The following is a 16,490-nucleotide window of genomic DNA, read 5'->3' as shown; positions in this document are numbered from 1 at the left end:
CCGTCCCTTCGGCCGGGCCACCGTTTCGACGGGAGTTGGTGACATGCCTTCCGACCACCAGCGTTTCCGGTCCCCCTTCCCGGACGCGGATCGCCTGCTCCGTATCTACCTCAACGACCACTACGCGGGCTCGTCCGCCGGCGACGCACTCGTCCGCCGCATGGCCCGGGTGCACGACCGGGGCCCCACAGGACCTCGCCTGCGGGCGCTGGCCGAGGAGATCGCCGAGGACCGCGAGAGCCTGGTGGGGATCATGACCGCGCTCGGCGTTCCCGTGATGCGCGCGCGTGCGCTGGTCATGCGATGCGCCGAGAAGGTCGGCCGGGCCAAGCTCAACGGCCGGCTGGTCTCGCGCTCACCACTGAGCGACCTGCTCGAACTGGAGTCGCTCCGCCTGGGTGTGGAGGGCAAGCTGGCCCTCTGGCGGTCCCTGAGCGAGATCGCCCGCGGCGACACCCGGATCGACGCCGAGGCGGTCCACCACCTGGCCGACCGCGCCGAGCGTCAGATTGATCAGCTGGAGGATCTGCGGCTCGCCGCGGTGGCCATGGCCCTCGCACCCGGCGCGCGGCCGACGCCTCACCGGCCGGTCGACGCCGGCCGGCAACGGTCGCACCGCCCGCGCGTCAAGGTCAGGTGGGTGTCATGAAGGTCGTGGTGACGGGAGCGACCGGCAACGCGGGGACGAGCGTGGTGCACGCACTGGCCGCGGAGCCGACGGTGACGGACGTGCTGGGCCTCGCCCGTCGCACACCGGACCTGAAGGTCCGTGGAGTGCGGTGGGAGGCGGCGGACATCGATCCGGGAGGGGCCGCCCTCGACCGGCTGTTCACGGGGGCGGACGCCCTGGTGCACCTCGCCTGGAAGTTCCAGCCCACCCATGACCCGGTGGAGACCTGGCGCACCAATGTCCTGGGCGGGATCCGCGTCTTCGAGGCCTGTGCCCGGGCCGGGATCCACATCCTGGTGCACGCCTCCTCGGTGGGCGCCTACTCGCCGGGTCCCTCCGACGGCCGGCCCGTCGACGAGTCCTGGCCCACCCACGGATGGCCCGGCGCCGCTTACACCCGGGAGAAGGCCTATCTGGAGCGGTACCTCGACGGATACCAACTGGCCCACCCGGACATGCGAGTGGTACGGATGCGGCCGGGCTTCCTCTTCAAGGCCACGTCGGCGTCCGAACAGCGCCGTATCGTCGCGGGCCCGCTGCTTCCTGGTCGGCTCCTACGGCCCGGCCTGCTCCCGGTACTGCCCTCGGTCACGGGGCTCCGCTTCCAGGCCCTGCACACCGACGACGCGGCCGACGCGTACCGGCGGGCCCTGGTGCGCCCCGTCCGCGGTCCCTTCAACCTGGTCGCGGACCCCGTGCTGGACACCGCGGCCGTGGCACGGCTGCTGGACGCCCGGACCGTGCCACTGCCCGCACCGGCGGTCCGCGCCGCTCTCGTCGCGGCCTGGCAGCTGCACCTGGTCCCTGCCGCACCCGGGCTGCTCGACGCCGTCCTGCGGCTGCCCCTCCTCGACGCGGGCCGGGCCCGCGAGGAACTCGGCTGGACTCCTGCCCGCACGGCCACGGAAGCGGTCACGGCCTTCCTCGAAGGCCTCCGCGACGACACGGGCCTGAGCACCCCGCCGCTGGTGGGGGTGGTGGGCGACGTAACGCTGTCGCGGCGACGGCGAGTCCGACGCTCGTGACAGCCCTGGGAGCCTCCAGGGCTTCCGAGCGGCCAGTGACCGGGCGGTCCGGGCGATGTGAGCGCGGGAGATGCCGCAGGCGACGAGGAGTTCCTCCGGCGCCGACCAGTTCGCGACACTCCCGCGATCAGCGCCACGGTCGAGATCGGCGTTGGCGTCGGCGATCCTGACCTCCAGGGTCGGCACGTGTTCCGAGGGCCGGGGCGTGCCAGCACACCGTGCGGCGGTCGAGCAGCGTTCCGTCGCTGGCGAGCCGGGAGACGAGCGCGAGGTACCGGGCCTCGTCGAGGACCGGGGTCGGGTCGACGGTCGGCCACGCGCGTGCTCGACGGCCCGCCAGCTCTGGAAGCCGGTGTCGCGCCGTCCGCTGGAGGGCGAGTTCCCCGCGAGTGCCTGCAGCACCGGCAGCCAGGGCCGCATGTGTCTGGGCGAGCGCCCGAGCACGTTCACGGCCGAAAGCCGGATCCGGGGTGCTGACGGAACGGTCGGACCCATGCGGTCGTGGGAGCGAACGGAGCGTACGGGCGCGAAGTCGCATACAGGAACCCGGTGCGGGCAGTCGCACGTGAGGAGACGCGACCGGCGAACCCCCGGTCCTCGGATGTTCCGATGTTCCGACGAGCCTCAAGGAGGCCTGACCATGAGCAAGGTGGAGCAGACGATCGACGTGGACGTACCGCTGAGGAGTGCGTACGACCAGTGGACGCAGTTCGAGGAGTTCCCGCGCTTCATGGAGGGCGTCGAGCACGTACGGCAGATCGACGACCGGCACTGCCACTGGCGGACCAAGGTCGCCGGTGTCCGGCGCGAGTTCGACACCGAGATCGTCGACCAGCTTCCCGACCAGCGCATCGCGTGGCGCACGACGGGAGGTGACGTACGGCAGAGGGGCGTCGTCAGCTTCCAGCCCCTGGACGAGGGACACACCCGGGTGCGGCTGGCGATGGACGTGGAGCCCGACGGCGTGGCGCAGAAGGCCGCTGACGTGCTGGGCGTGCTCGACCGCCAGGTCAAGGGCGATCTCAAGCGCTTCAAGGGGTACATCGAGGGGCACGCAGACGCGACCGGTGGCTGGCGCGGCCGGATCCGCCCCGAGGACGCCGACGCGGGTCCCGGAGCGCCCCTGCGGAGCCCCGACAAGGGGCCCGACACGATGAGGGAGGCGCCGGGTCCGGTGGAGACGCCCGGACCGAGGGGCCCCGACCGGGAGACACAGGAGTGGTCCCTGCCGCCCGACGACGAGCCCGGCATGCGCTGACCGATGCCCTGTCTCCGTGCTCCAGAGCAGGTGGCCGACTCCTCGGAGCCGGCCACCTCTTGCCCGTTTCGGACACCCCTGACGCGGCAAGTCGCCGGTCATGACACACATCGGGTACACCATGATGACCGAGCAGGCGGGACCCCGTGAGTTGGTCGGACACGTGGTCGAGGCGGAACGGGCCGGATTCGACTTCTCCGTGATCTCGGACCACTCCTTTCCCTGGCTGTCCTCCCAGGGGCACGCCCCGTACGCCTGGAGCGTGCTGGGAGCGGCGGCGCAGGCCACCACCCGGATTCCGCTGATGACGTACGTGACCTGCCCGACCTTCCGCTACCACCCCGTGGTGGTCGCCCAGAAGGCCGCGACCGTCCAACTCCTCTCCGAAGGCCGGTTCCGGCTCGGCCTCGGGTCGGGCGAGAACCTCAACGAGCACGTCATCGGCCGGGGGTGGCCCTCGGCACGGGTCCGCCTGGCCATGCTGGACGAAGCCGCCGAGATCATCCGCGCTCTGTTCACCGGCGAGTACGTGACACGGCACGGCCGTCACTTCCAGGTCGACGGCGCCAGGCTGTGGGACGTGCCCGACACCCCGCCACCCCTCGGCATCGCCGTCTCCGGACCCCGCTCCTGCGCAGTCGCCGGACGGCACGCCGACCTGCTGATCACCACGCAGCCGGACCGCGGACTCCTCGACGCGTTCGACGCACAGGGTGGCGCGGGGAAGCCCCGCATGGGGCAGCTTCCCCTCTGCTACGACACCGACCGGAACGCCGCCGTAGCACGCGCGCACGGCCAGTTCCGGTGGGCGTCGGGCGGCTGGCGCGTCAACGCCGAGCTTGCGCTCCCGACGAGCTTCGCCCAGGCCTCCGCACACACCCGGCCGGAGGACGTGGCGAAGACCATCCCCTGCGGGGACGACGTGGACGCCGTGGTGGAGGCGGCTCGCCGCTTCGTCGACGCGGGGTTCACCGACCTCGCACTCGTCCAGGTCGGAGGCGACCACCAGGCGCCGTTCCTGCGCTGGGCGGAGACGACCCTGCTGCCCGCCCTCCGCGACCTGTAGGAGGTCCCGACATGGACCGCGCCGCACTCTTCGACATCGACGGAACCCTCGTCGACACCGGCTGCCCACACCTCGCCGTCTGGTGGGAGGCCTTCGGGCACCGCACCTCCGGAGCGGGACCCGCCGAGCCCAGGGGGACGTCATGACCGCGACGCGACGCCTGACCGAGCGGGACGCGGCCGCGACGAGACCCCCGACCGAGGCCGAGAGCCGCACCGTGGAGGACGAGGCTCACCCCTCTCGTGTGTTCCACCCACCGGAGGGCGCCCGGGAGCGGGTCAACAGACGCTGGCAGGAGGTCCTCCAGGAGACGCGGGTCGCCCAGACCGGCGTACAGATCCTTTTCGGCTTCCTGCTGAGCCTCGCCTTCACCGTCCGCTTCCGTGAGCTCGGCGGATTCGACCGCGGACTGTACGTCGTCACCGTCGTCCTTGCGGCCACCTCGACGGCCGCCCTGATCGCGCCGGTCTCCCTCCACCGCTGCCTCTCCGGGCTGCGGCTGAAGGAGGAGGTCGTGATCGCCGCCGGGCGGCTGATGGTCTGCGGGATGGTGCTGCTCGCCCTGACGGTCGCCTGCACGCTCCTGCTCATCCTGAACGTGGTCCTCGGAGGGGTCCTGGCGGCCGGGATCGTCGTCGTCGGCGTGATGCTCTGGTTCGTCCTCTGCTGGTACGTCACGCCCTATCGCCTGCGGCGCAGGGCGCTGTCACGGATCCGGCACGGAGGCACCCGATGAACGGCGACGGAAACGAGTACCGGACCGCCCGCTTCAGGGACCGGCTCGCCCGCGAGGACGTGGCCGAACTCGGCGTGCACGTCGAGGTCCGCGGCGAAGCGGTCCTCCTCACCGGCACCCTCCCCACGGCATCGGCCTCCTCCACGCCCGCACCGGTGCACTCGACCTCGCCCGGATCGGGCTGCGTCCGGATGCCCACCCCACAGACCTGCTGACTGTCGTCGCGTTCGCCCTGGTCTGCACGGCTCTGCTGGCCAAGGCCGCCGCCGTACCGTTCCACTTCTGGCTGCCCGACGCCCACGCGGTGGCGCCGACCCCGGTGTGCATGCTGATTCCGGCGTCATGGTGAAGCTCGGCGTCTACGGCGTCGCGCGCGTGTACTGGACCGGCTTCTCCGGCACCGGCGGCATCCCGCCCCACGCCTTCTTTCCTGGTCGGCGCCCTGGCACTGGCCGGACTCCCACCGTTCGGCACGGGCCTCGGCAAAGCGCTCGGCAAGGAGGCCGCCGGGCACGCCCTCACCTGGCTGCTGCCCGCCGTGTTCGTCGTCGACTCTGCCGTCACCGGGGCCGCCGCGCTCCGCGCCGGCCTGCGCGTCTTCTACGGCACAGGCACCGCATCTCATGGCCGCCCGGGCGAGGGGGAGACCACGGGCGAGGGGGAGGAACCCGAGGTCCGTGCCCCGCAGCGCACACCGTCGCTCCCCACGACCGTCGTCCCGGCTCTCCTCCTCGCCCTGGCGCTGCTCATCGGGCTGCCTTCCTGCCGTGGCCACCACCCTCGCCCACCGAGCGGAGGTCTTCACCACGCCCGCCCGCCATGCCGAAGCGGTCCCCACCGGGCCGGGCGCACCGCCGCGGGCCGAGGCGACCCCGACGGCCGGGTGGACCAGCGCCGGGAGTCCTCCTCGGTTTGCTGTCCGATCTCCTCGCGCTGGTCCTCGCGACCGCGGCGGTGCTCCACCGAGGCCCCGCGCTGTCCCTCGGCCATCCCGTCGTCCGTGCGATCCGGGCGCTGCGCCGACTGCACTCCTGCCACCTCGGCGACTACCTCGTCTGGCTCACCGTCGACCTTGCCGCCCTGTGCCTCGCGCTCGTAACGGGACAAGAGCATGATTCGTCACGAATTATGCGGGTAGCGGGATCAATAGTCCGCTCTGGAGGTGACAGGGATGGCCACAGGGAAGAAGGCCAGGAACATGGGTAAGACCGCCAAGGGGAAGGCGAAGGAGGTCACCGGCAAGGCCGTCGGCAACGAGAGTCTGGAGGCGAAGGGCCGCGCCGAGCAGGCGGTCGGCGACGCGAAGCAGGCCGCCCAGAAGGCGAAGGACGCGGTCAAGCACTGACGGACGGCAGCGGAGAAGGCCGACGACGAGAACGGTCGGCCTTCTCCGTTGCCGCCTTTGGGTGAGGGAGACGGTGGCCCGGGGTGGGCGTCTGTGGCCGTGCGCAAGCACGGCCACGAACGGTGCGGTCCTCCGGTGGACCTCAACGCCGGCGCCCTGCGGGACTGGGCTCCTCGTCCTCAAAGGCGTCGTCCTCGTACTCCTCGTACCCCTCTTCTTCCACGGGCCCCTCCTCCTGGTCCTCCTCCGGGTCCTCGTCCTCCTCCCACGCGTCCTCGTCCGGTTCTCTGTCGTCTTCACCCTCGCCCTCGTCTTCACGCTCGTCTTCGCCCTCCCCTTCGGCTTCCAGGGCTTCCTCGTGAGTGACGACGACTTCGCCGTCCTCGATCTGCCCGCGCCATCCGTCCGGTTCCTCGTTCGAGAGGGAGACGAAGCGGTCGAAGTTCTTCAGGTCCAGACGCATGCGCCGACCCTGCGCCCGCCAGAGGTTTCCGGTCTTCTCGAAGAGCCCGGCAGGGTAGTACTCCACAACCAGGAGGATCCGAGTGAGGGAGGGGGCGAGCTCGTGGAAGCTCACGCATCCGCGTGTGGTCCCCTTGGCTCCCTCCGAGGTCCAAACGATCCTGTCGTCGGGTATCTGCTCCTGGACGGTCGCCTTCCAGCTCCGGGTGGACGGGCCGACCTTGACCTTCCAGTCGGAGTCCGTGTCCTGCCCTTGAGAGACGCTTCGCACACCCTTGGCGAAACTGCTGAAGTTCTCGTACTGCGTCCAGTGATCGTAGGCGGTGCGTAGCGGCACGCCGACGTCGATGGTCTCGACGATGTTCATGGACTTGCCGCCGCTCTTGCGGTTCTTCTTCTTGCCGCCGAGCAGTCCGGACCCCACGTCCTTGACCTTGTCCTTGAGCCCGTCGAGCGTCTGGCCGACCATGGCCTTCACCGGGGAGTCGCCCTGGAGCAGTCGGCCGCCGAGATCCCCGAGTCGCCCGCCGTTCTCGGCGACGTCGTAGAGGCCTTCGGTCAGATCGCCCAGCTTGTCCACGGCCTTGTCCGCGAGATGGTCGGCCTGACCGGCCAGATACGCGGAGGCCTCGTCCATCAGCCGATCGAACCCGGTCTGGCCGCCGCCGGCCGCACGGTTGGTGGCCATGGTTCACCTCCCAGCAGTGGACTTGCGGCGGGCCGCCGTCGTGGCGCTGGTCTTCTTCGCCGCGGGTTTGGACGCAGGCGCGCGCCCCGTACTCTTCTTGGTCGCCGTCTTCTTCGCGGCCGGCTTCGACGCTGTCTTCTTGGCCGCTGTCTTCTTGGCCGGGGTGCTGCGCCGCGTCCCGCTCGTGGAGCGCTTCGGTGTCGTTCCAGCGCTCGACGTCTTCTTCGCCGGAGCTGTCTTCTTCGTGGGAGCGGCCTTCTTGGCGGGAGCCGTCTTCTTACTGGGAGCGGCTCTTCTGGTGGAAGCGGCCTTCTTGGCGGGAGCGGCCTTCTGCGCCGGGGTCGCCTTCCTTGCAGGGGTGGTCTTACGGGCCGAGGCCTGGCGCGGCGCCGTCTTGGACGAAGACGCGGGGGCGGATCGGCGCGCGGTTCGACGGCGAGCCGGTGGTTCGTCCTCCTCCCCTCGCTCCTCCTCTTCCTCCGGTTCCTCCTCGGCCGTGGGCTCCTCGAACTCGAGTTCCTCTTCTTCCTCGGGTTCTTCTTCCTCGGGCTCCTCGTCCTCGTCTTCGTACGGCTCCTCTTCGTAGCCGTCCTCGGTGTCGTCGTAGTCCTCCGCGTCCGCGTCGTCCCCGTACCCCCGTTCCAGAGCGAGCGTGCGTTCGTGCAGGGAGTCGGCGAGCCCGGCCATTCGTCGGTTCGCGGTGGCCACGAGAGCCTTGCGTCCGGCATCGAGTGCCTCACCCTTGATCTGCTCGCCGAGTTCGGCCACCTGCGGCATCTCACTGAGCTTCTTCAGGCCCTGCGTCGCGAGCTCGCGCGGGTCGAGGCCGAGGCGGCGGCCCGCTGCGTACGTGATCAGGGAAAAGGCCAGACGACCCTTTTTCATCCGCCCCAGTAGGTAGCCCCCGGCGACTGCGGTCGCCAAGGCGATCTTGGTCGTGTCCTCCATGAGTCTTTCCCTTCGCCTGGTGCCCGGGTGACCGCCAGTCCGCGCCACGTCGGGCACAGGGATGCAGGGCGGTGGAACCGCTCGCGCTGTCACTACGTGACTGCTCTGCTCGCTGCCGGATATGCATGGAATCGGAGAAAAGAGAAGTCCAAGACTGATCAAGCTGTTTCGGTTGCATGTCGATGGGTAGCCGCACGGGTCAGTTCGCCAGGGGAGCAGGCACATGGCCTCACCAGAGCAAGGCCGCAGCCGCCGTCCTCCGACAGAGGAGGGGCAGGACCGAGAGGTCACCGCCCGAAAGGCCGCGGTTCGCAAGAAGCCCGCGCGCAAGGCACCGGCGCGGCGCAAGGTCACCAGTGCCGCGGCGGCGATGCGGTCCGCGGTGGAACAGATCGCGGAACTGCTGGGACGAGTCCCCGAGTCGGTCTCGTCCCTCCGACCGGTCGAGGACGGCTGGGAGGCTGTGGTGGAGGTCCTCGAACTGGAGCGGATCCCCGACACCACCAGCATCCTCGCCAGCTACAAGATCACCGTGGATGCGGAAGGTGAGTTGATCTCGTACGAGCGAACCAGGAGATACAGCCGGGGCATGATCGACCGGCCGACCTGACTCGGCCGGGCTCTTGAAGGGAAGCGGCCATGACCGTGGTGCCGCAAGGTGGAAGCACTCTCAGCAGAAATGCCGGGGGAGGCAGCAGCAATCTCTACGACGTCCTGGAGTTGATTCTGGACCGCGGTCTGGTGATCGACGTCTTCGTGCGTGTCTCCCTGGTGGGCATCGAGATCCTCAAGATCGACGCACGGATCGTCGTCGCCAGTGTCGACACCTACCTGCGCTTCGCCGAAGCCTGCAATCGTCTCGACCTCGAAGCCGGCAGGAAGGCTCCCACCCAGTTGACCGACGTCGTCGGCGACGCGGTCGAGAGCGGGGCTCGCGGCAAGTCCAAGGGCGCCATCGGCGGTGTCATGGACGCGGTGACGCAGTCACTCACCGGCAGCTCCGATGACGAGGAAGAGCAGGAAGAGCAGGAAGAGCCGGAAGAGCAGGAAGAGCCGGAAGAGGAAGAAGTTCCCCGCCGTCGTCGACCCGTCCGGCGTACCGCCCGCCGAGAGAGGGAGTAGAAGATGCCGCTCTACGTGTACTCCATCACCGGCGAGGCGCACCCGTGCCGCTTGGACGGGCTGACGGGCGTCGGAAGTGAACCCGCACCGGTGCGCGCCATTACCGCTGGGCGATTGCGGGCGGTCGTCTCGGACGTCGAGGAGGAGATCCGGCCCAGACGCCGGGATCTGGCAGCCCACCAGGAAGTGCAGGACAGACTCATGGCCGACGGAACGGTGCTCCCGCTCCAGTTCGGCTACGTCGCGCCTGACGACGAAGAAGTCACGCAGGTGCTCCTGGAACGTGCGGACGGGTATCTGGCGGCGTTGGAACGCGTGCGGAGCTGCGCCGAGTACCACCTGAAGGTGTCCCAGGACGAGGACGCGCTCCTGCGGGAGATCCTGCAGGAGTCGGACCAGGCGCGGCGACTCAACGACCGGATTCGGGCCGGCGACCCCGACCCCCGGCTCCCGATCCAGCTGGGGGAGCTCGTCGCGGCCGAAGTGGGGGAGAGACGGGAGACCCTGGCGGCCGGACTCGTGCAGTCACTCGTCCCCCTCGCGGAGGACCACAGTGTCCGCGATCCGGCCGACGGCGACATCCTCAACATCTCCCTGCTGGTCCACGACGACAACAAGGACGCCTTCCTGCAGACGCAGGCGCGCTTGGCCGACGAGGTCGGAGGCGTCTCGTTCCGCTTCAGCGGGCCGCTGCCCCCTTACAGCTTCGTGTAGCGCCCGCCACGCGGGCAAGGTTCGGCGGGTGGCTTCGAGGGCGGCTGGACCGCCCAGGAAATGCCAAGGAAAAAGCCATGGGAATGCTGACCAAACTGCTGACCGCGCCGCTGCTTCCCATGCGGCTCGTGACGTGGGCGGCGCAGAGAGCCGTAGACCGGGCGAACGAGGAGTACTACGACCCGGCCCCCGTCTACTCCGCCCTCGCCGAGCTCGAGCGCGGACTGCGGGACGGCGAGATCGACCAGGACACCTTCGACAGCCAGGAGGACCAACTCCTTGACCGACTAGACGAGATCGTGAAGTTCCGGCAGAACCAGCTGTAACCCGGGAGGTCGGGCATCGTGACTGACCCACTCGCCCACCGGATCGCCCCACTGCCGTCCCGGGCGACCCCGATGTCGTATCCGCCGTCCTCGTCGGCCAGCCTGGCCGACATCCTCGAACGCGTCCTGGACAAGGGCATCGTGATCGCCGGGGACATCCGGATCAACCTTCTCGACATCGAACTGTTGACGATCAAGCTGCGGATCCTGATCGCGTCGGTGGACAAAGCCAAGGAAATGGGTATCGACTGGTGGGAGTACGACCCCTCCCTCTCCTCCCGCCACAGCGGCGACCCGCTGGCGGAGGAGAACCGTCGCCTGCGTGCCGAACTGGACGCCATGCGCGTTCGGTTGGACGCCCTGCCGCGCGACCGGGCGGAGGAGAGTCCGGTCAGGCACGAGGAGGCTCGACCCGCCGGGGACTCCGATTAGGGGAGACGCACACCATGAACCACGAACCCGGTCTCATCTACGTCTACGCGGCGACCGCTCCCGCCCCCGGTCTGGGGGATTCGCTGGCGGATCTTCGCGGCGTGGGAGGCGCTCCGGTCACCCTTCTGGCCCCCCGGACCGGATCACCCGGCCCGGCGTTCGTCGTCAGCGAGGTTCCCAGCGGACAATGGGGGGAGGAAGGCCTCAGAGCACGCTTCGAAGACCTCGCCTGGCTGGAGGACACCGCCAGAGCCCACCACGAAGTCATCCAGGCCCTCACAGAGCACACGGTCGTCCTGCCCCTCCGTCTGGCCACCCTCTACCAGGACAACAACCGAGCTCTGGAAGCCCTGAGCGAGCAGCGGGACATCTTCTCGGCCCGGCTGGCCCTCCTGGCCCACCATGTCGAGTACGGAGTCAAGGTCTACGTCGCCACCGAAGCCGACACGACCGAGGCCGTCGGCGCCGAGGGCAGGTCTCACGGCACCGCGTCGACGGATTCCGCGAGTCCCGGCAAGGCCTACCTCCGCGCCCGCCGGGCCCAGCACCACGCCCGGGAGGACCGCTACCAGCAGGCCAGACGAGCGGCGGACCGGATTGCCGCCACCGCGGCCGTACACGCAACGCATGGCGTCCGTCACCCCGTGCAGACCGGACCGCTCACCCGCGGCGAGGCCGGCGAGAACGTCGTCAATGACGCCTTTCTCGTCCCCGACGAGAAGACCGAGGACTTCCGCGCCGCGCTCGAACAGGCGGGCCAGGGCCTGCCCGACGTCCGCATCGAAGTCACCGGCCCCTGGGCGCCCTACTCCTTCGCGATGCCGTCGGCCCAGGCAGCCGACACGGCCGACCGGCCGGGCCCATGATCATGAGTCCCACCGAACGGGACGAACCCCTGCCCGGACGGCAGGTCGCCCTCGTCGACCTCCTCGACCGGCTCCTGGCAGGAGGCGTCGTCATCACGGGCGACATCGTCCTGTCGATCGCCGACATCGACCTCGTACGCATCTCCCTGCGGGCCCTCATCAGCTCGGTCACCGACTCGGACGATCCCCTCGCCACCAGGAGACGGACATGAACCCGGAGCACGGCGCACAGCCGCCCCCTCGCGATCCGGACGCCCTCGGTGCCCCGCTCGCACACGCCTTCCGGCTTCTCCAGGCGCCCCCAGCCAGGCCGGGCGAGATAGCCAGGTCGGGCGAGATCCGGCCCCCGGCCCACCGCATCTGCACCGACCCCGACGCCGCAGGCGAGGATCTCCTCAAGCTGGTTCTCACCATCGTCGAACTACTGCGCCAGCTGATCGAACGCCAGGCCCTCCGGCGCGTCGACGCGGGCGACCTCACCGACGAGGAGGAGGAGGAACTGGGAGCCACCCTCCTCGCCCTGCACGACCGCATGACCGACCTGTGCGCCGAGCACGGTTACACCCTCGAAGACCTCAACCTGGACCTCGGTCCCCTGGGCCCCCTGCTGCCGCCTGCGGACTGAGCACGGTGACCCGGCCCCCTCGGGGGAGAGGGGGCCGGGCGGTCGGGTGCGGGATCCTCGAGGCGTCGCCGAGCGACGCGTCACCTACGCCGCGCGAACAGACGGAAGATCGCGAGAAGGATGAGCGATCCGACGATGGCGGCGATCCACGTGGACAGTTCGAAGAAGCCGTCGACGGACTCGACGTCGAAGATGACCTTGCCGAGCCAGCCGCCGAGCAGGCCGCCGGCGATGCCGATGAGTGTGGTGACGATGATCCCGCCCGGGTCCTTTCCAGGCATCAACATCTTGGCGATGATGCCCGCGAACAGCCCGAGGAGGATCCAAGCGAGTATTCCCATGATTCCTTCTGTCTCGCGATGTGACGTACGGATGTCATGCCTGTCAGGGGAGACGAGGCCCGCGTTCCTGCGACCGACCGCAGTCGGATCAAGGAAGCTTGTCCTTGGCCTTCTCCTTCGTGTGCCGCGCCTTGCCGCGCATGTACAACGCGCCGCCCTTGGCCGCGAGTTTTTCGTTGCCCATCGCGTGAGCGGACTTCCTGATGGCACTTCCGGCCACTTGCTCCATCTGCCCCTTCGCCTTCTCCCAGTTGCTCATCCCTCCTCCTTCCACAGGTCCTCGTCCTGCACCTACACCCTGTGTCGAATCGCTGCCGGCATCACGGCGTGCAGGGCCCGCCGGACCGTCATCCGCACGCCCCAGGCCATCAGGTGGAGCTCCCATTTCGTGATGCGCACCAAGCTCCGGCGCACGAGAGCACGCGGCGTCCACCGAGAGAGCACCCGGGGTCTCCTGTGGCCGTGCCGGCCAACGCCGAACTTCATCGGTGCCCCTCTCGATCGCACCTCATAGGGCCGCTCTGCCTCGAAAGCCACGGGCGCTCGATGAGGCAGACTGCCCGTGACTTTCCTCGTCTTGATGTGCGAGTGCGCAATCGGTTCGACTTTAAACATCAGGTGGAGGGAAAAGGCAGCAGCGCACACTCGACCACCACACCTGACCGGGACATCGCGACGACCGGACTGCGCGCGCCGGAACGGCCCCACCACCTGCAACGCCCTCTCGGCACAGGCGCCTTCGAAAATCGCCGGAACGCCGAATGGGGTGCCACACCTGGGGCAGGCACAGCATGTGGTGAAGTCGGCGGCCTGCACACGGGTGTGTGCTGCCCTCGACCCTCGGAGGTGAAGAGATCGGCACCGGAACCGGCGCGCTGGCGCTGAACGCCGCACGCAGGGGTGCCGCGGTCACGGCGGCCTGGCCCGCAGTCGTCACAGCGCGTGTGAACGCCCTGCTCCAACGGTTACCGCTGAGCGTCTTGCACGGCGACTTCGCGTCACGCACCGCAGGCCGTCGCCACGACTTGATCGTGACCCATCCGCCGTACGTCCCCGCTCCGGCAGCACAGCCGCCGTCACGTGGCCCTGAGCACGCCTGGGACGCTGGGCCCGACGGACGCTTGGTGATCGACCGGATCTGCGCGCACGCCTCGGGCCTGCTGTGCAGCCCGGCGGGGTTCTCCTCCCGGGAACACCCGATCCCCACGCTCACGTGGTCCCGACGGTGGGAGCGCGGGGGTGACCGGGACCGGTTGGGGGCGCAGGGCTATGGCTCCGCGGCTTCCGTGCCTCGCCGCGCACCGACCCCGCGAAGGCGCCCTCATCCTGGAACGGCTAGGTCTTGAGTGGACGTCGGGGTGATTCGGGTCCGGGGTGCCATTCGACGAGCAGGATGGTGGCGTCGTCTCGCAGGTGGTGGTCCTGATGGTGCAGGAGTTCCTGCAGGAGGCGTCGCAGGGCTTCGGGGGCGGGGTCGCCGGCGGCCATGGCGCGGATGACTGTGTCGGCGAGCCGTTCTTCGCCGAAGAGGTCCCCCTTGGTGGAGCGGGCTTCGGTGACGCCGTCGCTGTACAGCAGGATGCGGTCGCCGGGCTGGAGATGCGTGTGGTGAACGGTCGGCGGGGACGTGGTGTGGAAGGCCCAGCCGAGCGGGAGGTCGGGATCGCGTTCGAGTATGCGGGGCAGGACGTGGCCGTCGCGGATCAGCAGGGGCGGCGGGTGGGCGCAGTTGACCCACCGGAGGGTGCCGTCGTGGACGTTGAGGTTGGCGATGACCGCGGTCATGAGCCGGTCGGTGAACCATTCGTTCAGAACCTTGTCGATCGCGGGCACGATGTCGGCGAGGGCGCCGCCGGAGCGGCGGGTGGCGCGGCAGGCGGCGAGGCCGGCTGCGCTCGCGCCGCCGGAGGCGAGGTCGTGGCCCATGGAGTCCAGCAGCGTCAGGTGGAGCGCGTCTTCGGTGAAGCTGTGGTCGAAGGCGTCCCCGCCGATGTCGTACGCGGGCTCGAGGACGGCGGACGAGGTGACCTGTGAGGTGCCGATTGTGCGTGGGGGCAGGAATGCCCACACCAGCTCGCCCTGCACGGTCATCTTCCGGCGCCGTTCGGTCTCGATCAGCAGATCGTTGTGGGACGACTTCGACACCAGCAGCAGCGCGGTCACGCCGGCCAGCGCCTCGCACCATCCGATCAGGTCGTCGTCGGGATCGACGGCGGTCGCTTTCAGCACGCCGAGGCGTTCGATGCCGTCGATCATCGGTACCCAGAGTGTGCCTCCGTCCCGCGAGCGCTGCGTCCGCTCCGTGCGGTAGGCCAGACCGGCCAACGAGGCATCGATGTCCAGTGCCGATGCTTCTGCGGTCACGGGCTGCGGCAGAGCCAACAGGGTGGTCTGTTGCAGGTCGGTCACGTACACGCCGGTGCCGTCCAGGCCCGCACGCCGGCCCGTCTGGAACACCAGGGGGCCCAGCGCCCGGCCCGGTACCAGGTGCGAGGCGTCGATCAGGTCCGACAGCAGCTTCTCGCGCGACTCCATGGGCACACGCCCTCCGTAGGCTCGCCGATCACGGCCTCACCCACCTACCTACCGAGCGTAGTGGCCGGATCCCCTACGGGCCTGTCCTGGACGGGGACGACCGCGACGGACGGACGGCATGATGCGGCCGAGGATCGCCTGCTCCAGCGCGGAGGCCCGTAGGTCGTCGAAGGTACGACGCCGACGGGCCAGGGCGATGGCGACTTGGAGGCCGAAGGAGCACCTGATCATGGGCGGGGAGTGTGAGCAGGGACTGCACGCTCATGCGAGATCACCCGGGGTCACGAGCACGGCAGCGGCGCAAGCCTGTTCGGATGGGCCGAACTCCACGGGCAGGTGCCCGGTGGGCAGTCCGAGTACTTCTTGAACAGATCTGCCGCCGACGAGGTAGTCGCGAAGATCGAGACGGAGGGCGGCAGCGCCTTCGCGGTCCGCGACGAAGCTCAGGCCATCCGCATGATCGAACAGGCGGCACCCGACGGTCGCCTCGATGTCCTGGTGTGCAACGCAGCTGCGGCTACGTTTGTCCCGACGTCGGTGACTGGGTTGTCCTGGTCCGACTTCTGCACGAAGGTGACCGACGAACTGGCCAGCTCCTACACCCTGGCGCAGCGCGCACTGGCCCTGATGGAGAAGCGGAAGAGGGGCAGCATCGTCTTCGTGTCCAGCACCGTGGCCGACGGCCCGCCGGCCCCCGGGATGGCGGCGACGGCCCGCCGGCCCCCGGGATGGCGGCCCACGGAACGGCCAAGGCCGCCCTGAACACCTTCGCTCGATTCCTTGCGTGCGAGGCCGGCCCCATGGGTGTCCGGGTCAACGTGGTCGCCCCCGGCTTCGTACGCACCGAAGCCGGCGCCCACATGCCGGAGGCGGTCCAGCAGCAGTTGGCGGACCGCGCGCCCCTCGGGCGCGTCGTCGAAGCGGACGACGTCGCGAGGGCCATCGCGATGCTCGTGAGCGACGACGCCCAGTTCATCACCGGGGCCGTGGTGCCGGTCGACGGTGGATCGACCGTGTCCCGCAGGTGAGTTCGGGTTGCCGTGGCCCGGTGCTGCTCATTCACTGATTGCGGAGGCGGTGAGTGAGCTGCTGGGGTGGGGCGGTGTCCACGTCGATCCTTTGCCGCGCGTGGTTCAGGACGCCGGAGCTGTAGCGGCTGGTGGCGCGTGCTTGGAGCAGCTGGGCGTTCAGTGCTTCGAGCAGCCGCAGCTGCACGTACTCTTCGCGCAGCACGTCGTCCCGCGCCGTCTAACGACCTTGGGAGCGATTGACCTCGTGACGGGTTGGCCTGGTGGGGCTCGGCGAAACTCCGTAGAAGCGAAAGGCGGCTG

General features: G+C 69.5%; 23 protein-coding genes and 3 pseudogenes. 19 read left to right on the top strand and 7 right to left on the bottom strand.

What is annotated here, in order from left to right:
- The first annotated feature begins 43 nt into the window (after nucleotides 1-43).
- Together ACF07V_RS05630 and ACF07V_RS05625 are read left to right on the top strand one after the other, a co-directional pair.
- Nucleotides 44-649: a hypothetical protein gene (locus ACF07V_RS05630; protein WP_392151606.1), complete on the top strand. Its 606-nt coding sequence runs from the start codon at nucleotides 44-46 to the stop codon at nucleotides 647-649.
- Nucleotides 646-1,695 carry an NAD-dependent epimerase/dehydratase family protein gene (locus ACF07V_RS05625; protein WP_392151605.1) on the top strand — a complete coding sequence of 350 codons (1,050 nt, stop codon included), beginning with the start codon at nucleotides 646-648 and terminating at the stop codon, nucleotides 1,693-1,695. The genes ACF07V_RS05630 and ACF07V_RS05625 overlap by 4 nt, the downstream gene beginning before the upstream one ends.
- Nucleotides 1,696-1,905: 210 nt before the next feature.
- On the opposite strand, the pseudogene ACF07V_RS05620 reads toward ACF07V_RS05625, so the two are convergent.
- A pseudogene (locus tag ACF07V_RS05620) lies at nucleotides 1,906-2,115 on the bottom strand (glutamate-cysteine ligase family protein); the annotation flags it as partial.
- A 220-nt stretch (nucleotides 2,116-2,335) separates the two neighbouring features.
- On the opposite strand from ACF07V_RS05620, the pseudogene ACF07V_RS05615 reads away from it, so the two are divergent.
- The 7 genes and pseudogenes from ACF07V_RS05615 to ACF07V_RS05585 all read left to right on the top strand — a co-directional run.
- A pseudogene (locus ACF07V_RS05615) lies at nucleotides 2,336-2,806 on the top strand (SRPBCC family protein); the annotation flags it as partial.
- Nucleotides 2,807-3,053: 247 nt separating this feature from the next.
- On the top strand, nucleotides 3,054-4,019 hold the full coding sequence (locus ACF07V_RS05610; RefSeq protein ID WP_392151604.1) for a TIGR03557 family F420-dependent LLM class oxidoreductase: 966 nt from the start codon (nucleotides 3,054-3,056) through the stop codon (nucleotides 4,017-4,019).
- Between the two features lie 11 nt (nucleotides 4,020-4,030).
- A pseudogene (locus ACF07V_RS05605) lies at nucleotides 4,031-4,123 on the top strand (HAD family hydrolase); the annotation flags it as partial.
- A 38-nt stretch (nucleotides 4,124-4,161) separates the two neighbouring features.
- Complete coding sequence (locus ACF07V_RS05600) at nucleotides 4,162-4,755, top strand: DUF6328 family protein (RefSeq protein ID WP_392151603.1); 594 nt, start codon at nucleotides 4,162-4,164, stop codon at nucleotides 4,753-4,755.
- Entirely contained in the window at nucleotides 4,752-4,970 is a 219-nt protein-coding gene (locus tag ACF07V_RS05595) for a hypothetical protein (RefSeq protein ID WP_392151602.1), read from the top strand. Before ACF07V_RS05600 ends, ACF07V_RS05595 begins: the two co-directional genes overlap by 4 nt.
- On the top strand, nucleotides 4,886-5,104 hold the full coding sequence (locus tag ACF07V_RS05590) for a proton-conducting transporter membrane subunit (protein WP_392152355.1): 219 nt from the start codon (nucleotides 4,886-4,888) through the stop codon (nucleotides 5,102-5,104). The genes ACF07V_RS05595 and ACF07V_RS05590 overlap by 85 nt, the downstream gene beginning before the upstream one ends.
- Nucleotides 5,105-5,926: 822 nt before the next feature.
- The gene (locus ACF07V_RS05585; RefSeq protein WP_392151601.1) at nucleotides 5,927-6,100 is read left to right on the top strand and encodes a CsbD family protein; all 174 of its coding nucleotides are present in this window, start codon (nucleotides 5,927-5,929) and stop codon (nucleotides 6,098-6,100) included.
- A gap of 142 nt (nucleotides 6,101-6,242) precedes the next feature.
- Here the strand turns inward: ACF07V_RS05585 and ACF07V_RS05580 are convergent, their stop codons facing one another.
- Both ACF07V_RS05580 and ACF07V_RS05575 read right to left on the bottom strand, forming a co-directional pair.
- Nucleotides 6,243-7,250 (bottom strand): SRPBCC family protein, encoded by a 1,008-nt coding sequence (locus ACF07V_RS05580; protein WP_392151600.1) that lies wholly within the window; start codon nucleotides 7,248-7,250, stop codon nucleotides 6,243-6,245.
- A gap of 3 nt (nucleotides 7,251-7,253) precedes the next feature.
- Nucleotides 7,254-8,198, bottom strand: a complete 945-nt coding sequence (locus ACF07V_RS05575) for a histone protein (RefSeq protein ID WP_392151599.1) — start codon at nucleotides 8,196-8,198, stop codon at nucleotides 7,254-7,256.
- A 223-nt stretch (nucleotides 8,199-8,421) separates the two neighbouring features.
- Here ACF07V_RS05575 and ACF07V_RS05570 point away from each other — a divergent pair, with 223 nt between their 5' ends.
- From ACF07V_RS05570 to ACF07V_RS05535, 8 genes are all read left to right on the top strand, one after another.
- Nucleotides 8,422-8,808 carry a gas vesicle protein gene (locus ACF07V_RS05570; RefSeq protein ID WP_392151598.1) on the top strand — a complete coding sequence of 129 codons (387 nt, stop codon included), beginning with the start codon at nucleotides 8,422-8,424 and terminating at the stop codon, nucleotides 8,806-8,808.
- A gap of 29 nt (nucleotides 8,809-8,837) precedes the next feature.
- The gene (locus ACF07V_RS05565; protein ID WP_392151597.1) at nucleotides 8,838-9,320 is read left to right on the top strand and encodes a gas vesicle structural protein GvpA; all 483 of its coding nucleotides are present in this window, start codon (nucleotides 8,838-8,840) and stop codon (nucleotides 9,318-9,320) included.
- 3 nt (nucleotides 9,321-9,323) lie between these two features.
- Nucleotides 9,324-10,034: a GvpL/GvpF family gas vesicle protein gene (locus ACF07V_RS05560; protein WP_392151596.1), complete on the top strand. Its 711-nt coding sequence runs from the start codon at nucleotides 9,324-9,326 to the stop codon at nucleotides 10,032-10,034.
- A 77-nt stretch (nucleotides 10,035-10,111) separates the two neighbouring features.
- Nucleotides 10,112-10,360, top strand: coding sequence for a gas vesicle protein GvpG (locus tag ACF07V_RS05555; RefSeq protein WP_392151595.1), 249 nt, complete (start codon nucleotides 10,112-10,114; stop codon nucleotides 10,358-10,360).
- An 18-nt stretch (nucleotides 10,361-10,378) separates the two neighbouring features.
- On the top strand, nucleotides 10,379-10,792 hold the full coding sequence (locus tag ACF07V_RS05550) for a gas vesicle protein (protein WP_392151594.1): 414 nt from the start codon (nucleotides 10,379-10,381) through the stop codon (nucleotides 10,790-10,792).
- A gap of 14 nt (nucleotides 10,793-10,806) precedes the next feature.
- Nucleotides 10,807-11,658 carry a GvpL/GvpF family gas vesicle protein gene (locus ACF07V_RS05545; RefSeq protein WP_392151593.1) on the top strand — a complete coding sequence of 284 codons (852 nt, stop codon included), beginning with the start codon at nucleotides 10,807-10,809 and terminating at the stop codon, nucleotides 11,656-11,658.
- 2 nt (nucleotides 11,659-11,660) lie between these two features.
- Nucleotides 11,661-11,870 (top strand): gas vesicle protein, encoded by a 210-nt coding sequence (locus tag ACF07V_RS05540; protein WP_392151592.1) that lies wholly within the window; start codon nucleotides 11,661-11,663, stop codon nucleotides 11,868-11,870.
- Entirely contained in the window at nucleotides 11,867-12,283 is a 417-nt protein-coding gene (locus ACF07V_RS05535) for a gas vesicle protein K (RefSeq protein ID WP_392151591.1), read from the top strand. Before ACF07V_RS05540 ends, ACF07V_RS05535 begins: the two co-directional genes overlap by 4 nt.
- Before the next feature lie 80 nt (nucleotides 12,284-12,363).
- Here ACF07V_RS05535 and ACF07V_RS05530 read toward each other — a convergent pair whose 3' ends face one another.
- From ACF07V_RS05530 to ACF07V_RS05520, 3 genes are all read right to left on the bottom strand, one after another.
- Nucleotides 12,364-12,624: a GlsB/YeaQ/YmgE family stress response membrane protein gene (locus ACF07V_RS05530; RefSeq protein ID WP_392151590.1), complete on the bottom strand. Its 261-nt coding sequence runs from the start codon at nucleotides 12,622-12,624 to the stop codon at nucleotides 12,364-12,366.
- 88 nt (nucleotides 12,625-12,712) lie between these two features.
- Nucleotides 12,713-12,883 carry a hypothetical protein gene (locus tag ACF07V_RS05525; protein WP_392151589.1) on the bottom strand — a complete coding sequence of 57 codons (171 nt, stop codon included), beginning with the start codon at nucleotides 12,881-12,883 and terminating at the stop codon, nucleotides 12,713-12,715.
- Between the two features lie 1,076 nt (nucleotides 12,884-13,959).
- Entirely contained in the window at nucleotides 13,960-15,159 is a 1,200-nt protein-coding gene (locus ACF07V_RS05520) for a PP2C family protein-serine/threonine phosphatase (protein WP_392151588.1), read from the bottom strand.
- Nucleotides 15,160-15,495: 336 nt separating this feature from the next.
- Here ACF07V_RS05520 and ACF07V_RS05515 point away from each other — a divergent pair, with 336 nt between their 5' ends.
- Together ACF07V_RS05515 and ACF07V_RS05510 are read left to right on the top strand one after the other, a co-directional pair.
- Entirely contained in the window at nucleotides 15,496-15,921 is a 426-nt protein-coding gene (locus ACF07V_RS05515; protein WP_392151587.1) for an SDR family NAD(P)-dependent oxidoreductase, read from the top strand.
- A complete protein-coding gene (locus tag ACF07V_RS05510) occupies nucleotides 15,888-16,187 on the top strand; it encodes an SDR family oxidoreductase (protein WP_392151586.1) in 300 nt (99 codons plus the stop codon). The genes ACF07V_RS05515 and ACF07V_RS05510 overlap by 34 nt, the downstream gene beginning before the upstream one ends.
- A 31-nt stretch (nucleotides 16,188-16,218) precedes the next feature.
- Here ACF07V_RS05510 and ACF07V_RS05505 read toward each other — a convergent pair whose 3' ends face one another.
- Nucleotides 16,219-16,392 carry a hypothetical protein gene (locus ACF07V_RS05505; RefSeq protein WP_392151585.1) on the bottom strand — a complete coding sequence of 58 codons (174 nt, stop codon included), beginning with the start codon at nucleotides 16,390-16,392 and terminating at the stop codon, nucleotides 16,219-16,221.
- Between the last annotated feature and the right edge of the window lie 98 nt (nucleotides 16,393-16,490).

It is taken from the genome of Streptomyces sp. NPDC015661, assembly GCF_043077765.1.
In the GTDB taxonomy this organism is placed as follows: Bacteria; Actinomycetota; Actinomycetes; order Streptomycetales; family Streptomycetaceae; genus Streptomyces.
Note: the sequence above shows the minus strand (reverse complement) of the source record. Positions and strands in the feature narration are given on the sequence as shown.